Genomic DNA, 10,424 nt, shown 5'->3' with positions numbered 1-10,424 from the left:
GAGCGTGTTGTGGGCGCTGCTGCGTGACGGACGGGTCTTCACCGCCGCCCCACCGGTCACGCAAGCGGCTTGACTTCGTCATTGAGACTCCCGCCGGTGCTGCTCCGGGAGCGTGTCGAGGGGGCCGAACTTCACCATGTCGAGGGCGCCGGGGCTCACCACCTGAGGGACGCCGTGGCGCCCGGCCGCGGACAGCCGGTCGGGGCCCGCGGAGAGGATCCCGCCCACGAGGTCGTCGGCGAGCTCGCTGAGGGTCAGGTCGAGGACGCCCGCGAAGAGCCCCTGCCCGGCCAGCGATTCCAGCGTGCGGCCGCCGGCGCCGCTGGTGTGGAAGACGAGGACCTCGTAGCCGAGTTCGGTCAGCCGCTCGCGGGCCGCGTCGACGCCGGGTGTCGTCACGCCCGCCATGCTCGCCGCGACCAAGGGCCTGCCGTCCGCCCCCGGCCCGGCCGTGCGCCGGGTGCGGGTGGCCGCGGCGTAGCCCTGTGCCATGCCGGCGGCGGCGTCGGCGGCGTTCGCCAGGATCGGGGCCGAGACACTGTTGATCCCGGCGATGTCGACGACGCTGTACATCATCGTGATGTCGGCGGACCCCACGTACGGCGACACATCGCCCGAGGCCATCGACGAGACCACCAGCTTCGGGACGCCGAGCGGCAGCGCCCGCATCGCCCGGGTCGCGATCGACGTGCCGCCGCTGCCGCCGATGGCCAGCACACCGTGGAGCCGTCCCTCCCCGTACAGTCGCAGGACGGTCTCGGCCGCGCCCCGGGCCATCGTCGTCACCGCGGCGCCGCGGTCGCCCTCGGCCCGCAACCGCGCCAGCTCGGCGCCCGCCGCCCGGGCGACCTCGGCGCGTGGGACATCGGCGGGTATCCGTGGGTCGCCGGTCACGCCGGCGTCGACGACCAGCACGTCGACGCCCCGCTGACGCAGGCGTTCCCGCAGCCAGCCGTACTCCTCACCCTTGGTGTCCAGTGTTCCCAGCAGCACGACGATCGCCATGGCACGTACTGTCCGGTGAAATCGACATACCGACAAGAGGGCCGACCGGTTCGCGCCGTCGGCACGGCCGGGGTGGTGCGGTGGGGCGCTGGGGCGCCGCGGCGATGCAGCCCTGAGGCGGTGGACTGGGCGAAGGTGCGTCAGGATGGGCGCCATGGCGACCATTTCCGGGCTTGTCGAGTCCCTGAATCTTCAACCGCACATCGAGGGCGGGTGGTTCCGCGAGACATGGAGGACCCGGACGGAGGCGATCCCTGACGGATACGGCGGGGCCCGGCCGTTCGCGACGGGCATCTACTACCTGCTGCACCCCGGAGAGGCATCACGATGGCACCGGGTGCGCTCGGACGAGCTCTGGCTGTGGCACGGGGTCGGGCCGTTGCGGCTGCGCCTGGGAGGAGACGGCCCGGAGCCGAGTGAGGCGGACGCCGTCGAGGCGGTGCTGGGCGGCGCGGTGGAGAAGGGCGAGCGGCCGCAGTTCCTCGTGCCCGGTGGGTGCTGGCAGTCGGCCGAGCCGGCGGGCGACGAGCCTGTGCTGGTGACATGCGTCGTCGCCCCGGGCTTCGACTTCCAGGACTACGAGGACGTCCGCTCCGAGTGAGCGCCCGCCGCCGCGTTCAGGATCGCGGCGAGCTGGCCGTGGAGCGTTCCCAGCCGTGGGTCGAACGACGCCGTCATCGCCGCCGATCCCACGGTGAACGCGTCCACCCCCGCCGCTTCGAGCGCGGCGATCCGCTCGGGGCTGTCGATGCTGCCCGCGACCACGAGCCTGCCGGTCGTCGCCGCGCGGGCGCTGCGGACCAGCTCCAGCGGATCCGCGTCGGTGGCGCGGTACGCCAGCAGGTCCACACCGGCACAGCCGGCCGCCTCGAAATGCCTGCACTGCTCGGCCACTTCGCCGGGAGTGCCGCCGAGCCGGGTCGGATGGCCGGACGGGGTGCCGGGGAACGGCAGATAGGCGATGCCCGTCCCGCTGAGCAGTTCCAGTGTCTCCTCGACCCAGACGCCGCCCATCAACTGGTCGACGCCCAGGTCGACGGCCATCCGGGCCGATTCCAGGGCCCGTTCCCTGCTGGTGCTGACCACCTCGAGACTGCTGGTCGCGCCCGCGGCCCTGATGCGGCTGTGCAGGGCGGCGAGCGTTGCCCGGTCCACGCCGACGTCCTTGAAGCCGATGTGGGCCAGTCGGAGCTCCGTCAGGCCGTCGACGAGCCGCAGACAGTCGCGTACGGTCCGGTCGTCGCGCGTGAGCATGAAGATGAAGTCCACCGCGGCCCTCCCTCCTTATCGGCTGCCGGACAGCGTGCGCGCGTGACGCAGTGCCGTGAGCAGACTCGTGTGATCGGCGAGGCCCTTGCCCGCGATGTCGAAGGCGGTGCCGTGGTCCACGCTGGTGCGGACGAACGGCAGGCCGACGGTGATGTTGACGCCGTGCTCCAGGCCCAGGTACTTGACCGGGATCAGGCCCTGGTCGTGGTACTGGGCCACGACGACGTCGAACTGCCCCCGCCGCGCCCGCAGGAAGACCGTGTCGGCGGGCCACGGCCCGCTCGCCGCGATCCCCTCCGCGCGCGCGGCCCGCACCGCGGGGGCGAGGATGTCCAGGTCCTCGCGTCCGAGCAGCCCGTTCTCCCCGGCGTGCGGGTTGAGCCCGGCCACGGCGACGCGCGGCGCCTCGAACCCGGCCCTGAGCAGGGCCTCGTGGGCGAGCCGGATCGTGGCCAGCTCCGCCTCGACGGTGAGGGAGTCGATCGCGTCGCGCAGCGGCTGGTGAATGGTGACGAGCACGACCCGCAGCTCGTCGGCGGCCATCATCATGGCGTAGCGCTCGGTGCCGCTCAGCGCGGCGAGGATCTCCGTGTGGCCCGGGTAGGGGATCCCGGCCAGGCGCAGGGCCTCCTTGTTGAGGGGCGCGGTCACCAGCGCGGCGACCCGGCCGTCGAGCGCGAGGGCGGTGGCCCTGGCGACGTACGCGTACGCCGCCGCCCCCGCCCGGCCGTCGACCCGGCCCCAGGGCAGATCGTCCGGCAGCGCGGTCTCGGACAGGACGTGGACGACACCGGGGGCGGCCCCCGCCAGGCCGTCGGGCGAGGCGACCGAGCGGACGGGGACGCCGAGGCCGATCGCGGCAGCGGTGCGACGGAGGACGCCCTCGTCGCCGATGACGAGGAGGGGGGCGTCGCAGCGGACGTCGGCGACGAGCCGGAGGACGATCTCCGGACCGATTCCGGCCGGGTCGCCCATGGTGACCGCTATGGGGCGGCGCACGGAGTACTCCTCAGGAGGTCGGTGAGACGGCAGAGGGTGTCGCGGTCGCCGAAACCGCCCGCCTTGAGGGCCACGGGGATCCGGCGCGGACGGTCGAGCAGGCCGAGCGCGATGCCGGGTTCGGGCTCGCCCGACAGATCGACGGTCCGGGCTCCGAGCGCGAGCAGGACCGTACGAGCGGTCTCTCCGCCGGTGAGGACGAGCGCGTCGAAGGCCTGACGGGCGGCGAGTTCGACGACGGCCCGGGCCAGCGCCTCCGGTACGCAGTCCGCCGTACGGGCTTCGGGGCCGTGCAGCAGCGCCCTGCCGCGACCGGCCAGTGCCTGCTCGGCGCGGACGACGGCCGCGGGGTCCGCCACGGGGACGAGGGCATCCGTCCTGCCGACCGCCGCGAACCGGGCGGCCTGCTCCCGTCCCGCCGGATGGAGGCTGCCGACAACGACCAGGACGCGCGGCGCGGGTGAGGGGGCATCGCCTGCGGGCAGGAGGCCGCCCGGCCCCGGTCCCAGACTCCTGGCCAGCGCCGCGGCGAGACCCGGCGAACCGACCCACAGCACCTGCCCCGGATCGGGCACCGCCGCGACCAGCGCGTCCAGGTCCCGGTCGGATGCGGCGTCGGCCAGCACGAGCCGCTCCGCCGCGGGAAGCGAGGCGAGGCCGGCCCGTACGGCACCGGGGAACAGCTTCGTCAGATCGGCGCAGCGCACCGGGTGCAGGGGGTCGCGCGCGAACGGGGTGTCGTGCACCGGACGTCCCGCCAGCAGCTGCACGCCGCCGACCGTCGTGCGCTCCTCCGCCGGGAACGCGGGCGCGATGACCGCTGTACGACGACCACTCGCCGACAGGGCGGCGGCGGTCTCCGCGGCGAGGTGCCCCCGGAGTGTCGAGTCCACGGTCTTGAGCAGGACGTCCGCACAGGCCAGCGCGGCCGCCGCGGCGGCGGTCCGCTCGGCAGCCTGCGCCGCCGGTCGCACCCGGCTGTCGAGGTCGACCGCCGTCACTCCGGGCCCTGTCGCGGCGGCCATCGTGTCGGCCCTCGCACCGGATGTCGCCTCGGCCGGTTGCCCGGCGGGTTGCCCGGCCGGTTCCCCGGCCGGACCGGAGAGCCGGATCCGTGCCGGGAAGCCGGCCGCCCGGAACGGCGCGGCCCCGTCGCCGGCGCTCGTCAGGTCGTCGGCGAGAATCGCGATCCGCCGCGGTGGCCGACCTGCGGCCGGTGCCGGGCTCCGCATCAGGCCTGCTCGATGCGGTCGAGTTCGGTGACCGTGCGCTCGTTGCGTACGTTGCCGGTGTTGAGCGTGGTGTCGGGCTCCAGGAGCACGACCTCGCAGTCCTCCTCTGCGACGGGACAGTGCTCCGTACCGCGCGGGACGACGAGGAATTCCCCAGGATTCAGCACGATGTCCCCGTCCCGCAGCCGCATCCGCAGCTTTCCGCGCACCACGAGGAAGAGCTCGTCCTCTTCCTCGTGGTGGTGCCAGACGAACTCACCGCTGAATTTCACGAGTTTCACGGCCATGTCGTTCACGACCCCTGCCACCTTCGGGCTCCAGGTGTCGGAGAACGAGGCGAATGCGTGAGAGAGGCTGACCTTCTGCATCGTGCGGGCCTTTCCTTGAGTCCGCCGGACGATCCCACTTTTGCCGGTCGTAGCGCAGGCTGTAAAGGGATGAATCCTCACGCCATCTGTGATGAGATCTCACACATGACGTGGAGCGATCTGCCGCCGCTGGGGACCCTGGTGGCGTTCGAGGCGACCGTCCGGCACGCGAGCGTGAGCAAGGCCGCCGCGGAGCTGCATCTGACGCACGGCGCCGTGAGCCGCCAGATCCAGCAGCTGGAACACGCCGTGGGGGTGAGCCTGTTCGAGCGGCGCAACCGCTCGGTCGTACCGACCCCGGCCGCGCACACGCTGGCCCGGGAGGTCGCCGACGCCCTCGGTCTGCTCAGCTCGGCGGCCCGGCGCACGCGGGCAGCGGTCGCGCCAGGACCCCTCGTGCTGTCCTGCGAACCGACCCTGCTCATGCGCTGGCTGATCCCGCGGCTTTCGCTGCTCACCGATGCCGCACCAGGGCTCGACCTGCACCTCGTCGCGTCCGGCGGCCCCGTGCCGTTCGGCCGTGAGGGGATCGACGCCGCGATCCGGCGCAACGACTTCGAACTGCCCGACGGCGTGCCGGCACACCGCCTGTTCGACGAGCGGATCGGCCCGGTGTGCTCACCGGAGCTCGCTCGCGGCCTCGTCTCGCCCGCCGGCCTCGCGGATCTGCCGCGGCTTCACACCCGCACCCGGCCGACGGCCTGGTCCGACTGGGCCGCCTGCGCGGGAACGGCACCTCCCGCCGGCGCGACCGAGCAGACCTTCGAGCACTTCTATCTGAGCCTGCAGGCCGCGGCCAGCGGCCTCGGCGTCGCCATCGGCCCCCTCGCGCTCGTCCACGACGACGTCCGGGCCGGCCGGCTCGTCGCGCCCTTCGGCTTCGAGGCCGACGGCAGCGCGTACGTGCTGCTGACCACTCTGCCGCCGGAGGACGAGCGGGTGGCAGTGCTGCTCCGCCGGCTGGGCGAACAGGCGGGGCACCTGCTCATCTAGAGTGCGGGATGTGCCGTCGTACACCATTGGGCAGGCAGCGCAGCTGCTGGGCGTGAGTCCGGAGACCGTCCGCCGCTGGGCGGACGGCGGACGGCTGCGGATGGACCGGGACGGGTCGGGCGGCAACCGGGTCATCGACGGAGTGGGCCTGGCCGCGTTCGCGAAGGAACGGGCCGCGGGATTGCACCCCGTCCCGGACGGGGTCTCCACGTCCGTGCGCAACGCCTTCGCGGGGATCGTGACCGCGGTGACCGCCGATGACGTCATCGCGGTCGAGATCCAGGCCGGCCCCCACCGGCTGGTGTCGCTGGTGACGCGGGAGTCCGTCGACGAGCTGGGCATCGAGGTGGGGGTGACCGTCACGGCCCGTGTGAAGTCGACGAACGTGCACGTCGACGTCCCCTGACGCAGGCTCCGAAGCTCCTCCCGCGGTCATCCGATTCCCGGGCCGTGCGTTCCCCGGCCGTGCGTTCCCCGGCCGTCCGTTCCCCGGGCCGTCCGTTCCCCGCACGGCGGGGCCGTGTGCGGGCCGTCCGTTCCCCGGTCGTCCGATCCTCGGCCTTCCGATCCCGGGCCGTCCGTTCCCCGGGCCGTCCGTTCCCCGGGCCGCCCGTTCCTCGGCCTTCCGATCCCCGGACGGCGGGTTGGCGTGACGATCAGGCGGTCGCGAGAGAGATCTCGGTGGACTTGATCAGCGCGACCACGGAGGAACCGACGAAGAGTCCGAGGTCGTCGACGGCCTCCGTGGTGATCGCGGCCGTCAGTTCACCGCCCTCGACCGTCATCCTTACGCCGGCCATGGCGATGCCGTGGGAGATGGCCATGATCTTGCCGGGGATCTGGTTGCGGATGCTCACGCCTTTGACCGGCCCTGTGGCCAGGGCCACCTCGGTCGCCTTGACCAGGGCGCGGACCGCGGAGCCTGCCTCGAGACCCAGCTCCCGCACGGAGTCCGCGGTGACGGCCGCGGTGATGTCATGGCCTCCGGCGAGATGGACCTTGACCGTCGCCATGGCCTCGCCGGTGGTGACCGCGGTGACGGTGCCAGGGAGCTGGTTGCGGATGGAGAGAGTCATGGGCTGCGCCTTGATCGTCGAGCGGAAGGCCGGTGTGCACCGGCGGTGACTCCTGCACCTTAGGCACACTCCCCGCAGTCGGCCGGATACAGAGCGCAGTCGTCGTGGCGCTTCCCGGCTTCCTCCGATGACCTCGTCCGCGATGGCGAATCGGCCGGAGAGTTGTCACCGCCGCCGCGTCCTTCGAAGCCTCGCCCGGTACGGGTGTTCCGCACCGTCACCCTGCCCATGGTGGCCCCGGGCTCAGCGCCGGAGCGGCACTCACCTGGGCCCGGGCACTCGGTCAGTTCGGTGCGACGATCACCTTCGCCGGAGCGCCGGTCGACCGTCGGGGCACCCCCGCGCAGGTCGCGGACGACACGGCACCGGCTGCCATGGGCCCTCCCATCGGTCAGGCGGCCGACCGCGGCGCCGCGGCGCCCGTATGCGCCCGGGAACTCTGGCCGCTGCACGCAGAGGGCACCGGTTTCCACCGGCTCACCCTGGATCCCGATCCCGGCACCACCATCCGTCGTCCCGGGGCCGGGGCCGGGGCCGCGGGCCGAGCCGCCCGCGACGGGCCGGACCCCTGCTCGCAGGGCTGGATGCGGGCCTCCGTCAGGGACAGGAGTACGTGAAGTCGGCCGCCGCGGTGTGATGGGTGGGCGAGGTGATCCGCAGCTCGGCCCGAGCGGCGTACTCGCCCTCGCCGTGGAACGTCCACAGGAGTCGCAGGTGTGCCTGCCGCTGCCCGCGCGCCAGCCGTTCGGTCAGTTCCTGCGAGGTGGTGCCGTCGCTGCGCACCCATCGGTATGTCAGGGTGCCGGGCCGCCCGTCCGTGTCCACCAGCGCCGTGATGTCCGCGGTGCCTTCGCAGCCCGGCCCGGAGGGATCGGTGCGGACGGACACGTGCCGTACGGAGACGCCCGGCCCGTACCGCTCCCAGGCGAGGAAGCAGAGCACGGCCAGCAGCACGAGCGCCGCCAGCGTGTAGCGGCGCAGGCCCGCGAGCCGCGGGGCGGGGCGCTCGGGAGGCAGGGGAGGACGGCCTGGGAGCGTGCCGTGCCAGACGGTGGCCGTGCTGTCCTGCTCGTGACGAGGGCGGGCGGCGGCCGTGACACCTGGGCCGAAGCGGAGGACCACTCCCTCCACCCGGTCCGGGACCGCCTCGTGCTCGCGCGACGGGTCGGGCCGCTCGACCCAGTGGCTGGCCAGTACGGTCGCGCTGTAGTCGTCGCCCGGAGCCGGAGCCGGAGCCGGAGCCGGAGCCGGAGCCGGAGCCGGAGCCGGAGCCGCACTCGCTTCCGCCCCTGGATCCGGCCCCGGACCGGACGCCGCAGGGATCCGCGGGTCGTTCATGTGATCGTGCACCGCCTGGTCAGGATCTGCTGCTCGGAACCGCCGTTCGCCGCGGCCGGTGACGTAGCGGCCCGGACGCTCCAGTAGCAGCCGGCGCCCTGGAACGTGTGGTCGACCGTGAGGGTGTACCGCGTGGCGCCGCTGCGCTCGAAGGTGCCGGCGCCGTCCGGGGTGCCGGCGCTGCCCTTCGCGTCGCCGGTGGCCCAGTTCAGGGTGAGGGTCACCGGGCCGGGCCCGTCGGTCACGATCTCCACGGTCGCGCTCGCGGTCGCCGTGCCCGTCTGCCGCAGCGAAGTGACGGAGACGGAGGTGACGGCCACCGCCGGAGGCTTCGAGGTGACCGGTGGTTCGGACGTGACGGGGGGCTCCGTGGTGACGGGCGGGACGGACACCGTGACCGGCGGCTCCGACGGGCCGTCGGACACCGCGGAGGACGGCGTGGGCGTCGGCCCCGGCGTGCTCTCCGACGGCGTGGGGGAGCCGGTCACCGTGGGGCTCTCCGACGGTGTGGAGGACGGCGCCCCCGCCGCTTCGCCCTGCTGCGGCAGGGCGCTGGTCGTGGCGACCGCCTGCGCCGTCGTCCGCCCCGGCCCCTCGTCGGCGGCCCGCGCCGTCAGGACCAGCACCAGACCCAGCACCAGTGCGAGCGCCCCGGCGAACAGTCCCTGCCCGCCGGGCCACAGACCACCCGGCCGGTGCCCACGCCCGGGCCCCAGCGAGGTCGTGGCGAGCGCCGCCGTGGTGGCGGGCGGCGCGCTCGCCGACGGAAACAGCAGCGGCAACAGCGCCGCGAGCGCGGCGAGTTTGCGCTGTCCGCGCTCCTCCCAGTCCGGCCCGTAGGCGGCCCGGGCGCGCTCCTCCAGTTCCGCCACGAACGCCTCGGCGTTCGCCGGCCGCTCCTGCGGACTCTTCGCGAGCCCGCGCCGGACCAGCGGACGGACCGGCTCCGGTACGTCCTCCTCCGGCACCGGAGCGGTGGTGTGCTGCAGCGCCAGCTCGGCGAAGTTCTGGCCGGCGTACGGCTTCCGGCCGGTGACGCATTCGTAGAACGTCGCCGTCGCCGCGTAGACATCGGCCGCAGGCGTGGCGGGCGCGCCGCTCCACTGCTCGGGCGCCATGTACGCGGGCGTGCCCGCGACGCCGACCTCGGTTCCGCGGCGCGCCGCGATACCGAAGTCGGCCAGCTTGGACGATCCGTCCGCCGCGACCAGCACGTTCTCCGGCTTGTAGTCCCGGTGCACCACACCGGCCCGGTGCGCCGCGGCGAGCCCCAGCAGGGAGCCTTTCAGGACCACGAGTGCCGGCTCCGGCTCAGTGCGCCCCTCCCGCGACAGCAGGGCGCGCAGGGCGATGCCGTCGACCAGCTCCATGACGATGGCCGCGCCCTCCGGCGCTTCGACGTACTCGTACAGCCGCACCACGTGCGGTGTGTCGAGCCTGCCGAGCAGTCGTGCCTCCGACCTGAACTCCCGTACGAAGGCCTCGTCCCGGCGCAGCCGTTCGCCGAGGTACTTGACGGCCACCGGGATGCCCGTCGCGTCGTGGACGGCGAGGACGACGCGGCCGCTGCCGCCCGCACCGAGTTCCCTGGTCTCCGTGTACCCGGGGACCGACCAAGCGTTCATTCCGCCCCCCTCGGCGGCCGGGCCCGCCCGGTTGGTGCGGGCCTCGGGTGCTGTCCCCACGACAGACACATTTCCGTCACATCCGGTTCCCGGCGACGCCGCGAAGCCTGCCGTAGCCCGCCTCGCCCCCTTCGCCCCACCTGCGGGGGTCTCAGACCGGACTTAGTCTGAGGTGGGGGCGGCACTGCGGAGGTGTGCCATGTCGCGCAACCACCACTTCCACCTGGACCAGGGCAGTCACTCGATCACGGTGAACGTGGGCCCCGGCAGACACGGCGGCATCGAACTCCTGGTCGATGGCAAAGTGATCGCATACCGGCGTGAGCACGGCACGGGAACGACGGTACTGTCCGGCGAGTTGCCGGACGAACCCGTCCGCAGTTTCCTCGTGCGGGTGCACCAGCCGCACCTGGTGCGGGTCAAGCCCGGCTGCACGGTGGAACTGGACGGCGTGGAACTGCCGATGCCGGAGAGGTACGCCGCGTTCTGAGCGCCCGGGAAGATCGAGCAGGGCGGCCC

General features: G+C 73.5%; 11 protein-coding genes and 2 pseudogenes. 5 read left to right on the top strand and 8 right to left on the bottom strand.

The window, feature by feature from the left end:
• Positions 1 to 93: 93 nt before the first annotated feature.
• Positions 94 to 1,005, bottom strand: a pseudogene (locus tag ACWCP0_RS35815) (Tm-1-like ATP-binding domain-containing protein); the annotation flags it as partial.
• A gap of 154 nt (positions 1,006 to 1,159) precedes the next feature.
• Between ACWCP0_RS35815 and ACWCP0_RS35810 the strand changes: the two are divergent.
• The gene (locus ACWCP0_RS35810; protein ID WP_451082921.1) at positions 1,160 to 1,606 is read left to right on the top strand and encodes a cupin domain-containing protein; all 447 of its coding nucleotides are present in this window, start codon (positions 1,160 to 1,162) and stop codon (positions 1,604 to 1,606) included.
• Here ACWCP0_RS35810 and ACWCP0_RS35805 read toward each other — a convergent pair.
• The 4 genes from ACWCP0_RS35805 to ACWCP0_RS35790 are packed head-to-tail and all read right to left on the bottom strand — an operon-like array spanning position 1,582 to position 4,873.
• Positions 1,582 to 2,274, bottom strand: a complete 693-nt coding sequence (locus ACWCP0_RS35805; protein ID WP_451082920.1) for a hypothetical protein — start codon at positions 2,272 to 2,274, stop codon at positions 1,582 to 1,584. The two genes, ACWCP0_RS35810 and ACWCP0_RS35805, sit on opposite strands and share 25 nt — an antisense overlap.
• 15 nt (positions 2,275 to 2,289) lie before the next feature.
• Positions 2,290 to 3,273: a 4-hydroxythreonine-4-phosphate dehydrogenase PdxA gene (gene pdxA, locus ACWCP0_RS35800; protein WP_451082919.1), complete on the bottom strand. Its 984-nt coding sequence runs from the start codon at positions 3,271 to 3,273 to the stop codon at positions 2,290 to 2,292.
• Entirely contained in the window at positions 3,258 to 4,505 is a 1,248-nt protein-coding gene (locus tag ACWCP0_RS35795; RefSeq protein ID WP_451082918.1) for a four-carbon acid sugar kinase family protein, read from the bottom strand. Before ACWCP0_RS35795 ends, pdxA begins: the two co-directional genes overlap by 16 nt.
• Positions 4,505 to 4,873: a cupin domain-containing protein gene (locus ACWCP0_RS35790; RefSeq protein ID WP_451082917.1), complete on the bottom strand. Its 369-nt coding sequence runs from the start codon at positions 4,871 to 4,873 to the stop codon at positions 4,505 to 4,507. Before ACWCP0_RS35790 ends, ACWCP0_RS35795 begins: the two co-directional genes overlap by 1 nt.
• Positions 4,874 to 4,978: 105 nt before the next feature.
• On the opposite strand from ACWCP0_RS35790, the gene ACWCP0_RS35785 reads away from it, so the two are divergent.
• Both ACWCP0_RS35785 and ACWCP0_RS35780 read left to right on the top strand, forming a co-directional pair.
• Entirely contained in the window at positions 4,979 to 5,866 is an 888-nt protein-coding gene (locus ACWCP0_RS35785; protein ID WP_451082916.1) for a LysR family transcriptional regulator, read from the top strand.
• Positions 5,867 to 5,876: 10 nt separating this feature from the next.
• A complete protein-coding gene (locus ACWCP0_RS35780) occupies positions 5,877 to 6,272 on the top strand; it encodes a TOBE domain-containing protein (protein WP_451082915.1) in 396 nt (131 codons plus the stop codon).
• 250 nt (positions 6,273 to 6,522) lie between these two features.
• On the opposite strand, the gene ACWCP0_RS35775 is transcribed toward ACWCP0_RS35780, so the two are convergent.
• Positions 6,523 to 6,942, bottom strand: coding sequence for a TOBE domain-containing protein (locus ACWCP0_RS35775; protein WP_451082914.1), 420 nt, complete (start codon positions 6,940 to 6,942; stop codon positions 6,523 to 6,525).
• Between the two features lie 195 nt (positions 6,943 to 7,137).
• Between ACWCP0_RS35775 and ACWCP0_RS35770 the strand changes: the two are divergent.
• A pseudogene (locus tag ACWCP0_RS35770) lies at positions 7,138 to 7,475 on the top strand (ABC transporter permease); the annotation flags it as partial.
• Between the two features lie 64 nt (positions 7,476 to 7,539).
• On the opposite strand, the gene ACWCP0_RS35765 reads toward ACWCP0_RS35770, so the two are convergent.
• Both ACWCP0_RS35765 and ACWCP0_RS35760 read right to left on the bottom strand, forming a co-directional pair.
• Positions 7,540 to 8,280, bottom strand: coding sequence for a hypothetical protein (locus tag ACWCP0_RS35765; protein ID WP_451082913.1), 741 nt, complete (start codon positions 8,278 to 8,280; stop codon positions 7,540 to 7,542).
• Complete coding sequence (locus ACWCP0_RS35760) at positions 8,277 to 9,905, bottom strand: protein kinase domain-containing protein (RefSeq protein ID WP_451082926.1); 1,629 nt, start codon at positions 9,903 to 9,905, stop codon at positions 8,277 to 8,279. The genes ACWCP0_RS35765 and ACWCP0_RS35760 overlap by 4 nt, the downstream gene beginning before the upstream one ends.
• 199 nt (positions 9,906 to 10,104) lie before the next feature.
• Here ACWCP0_RS35760 and ACWCP0_RS35755 point away from each other — a divergent pair, with 199 nt between their 5' ends.
• Positions 10,105 to 10,395 (top strand): hypothetical protein, encoded by a 291-nt coding sequence (locus ACWCP0_RS35755; RefSeq protein WP_351224699.1) that lies wholly within the window; start codon positions 10,105 to 10,107, stop codon positions 10,393 to 10,395.
• Positions 10,396 to 10,424 lie beyond the last annotated feature (29 nt).

It is taken from the genome of Streptomyces sp. NPDC001970 (genome assembly GCF_053594115.1).
The sequence above is the reverse complement of the archived record's forward strand: the minus strand, read 5'-3'. Positions and strand labels throughout refer to the sequence as shown.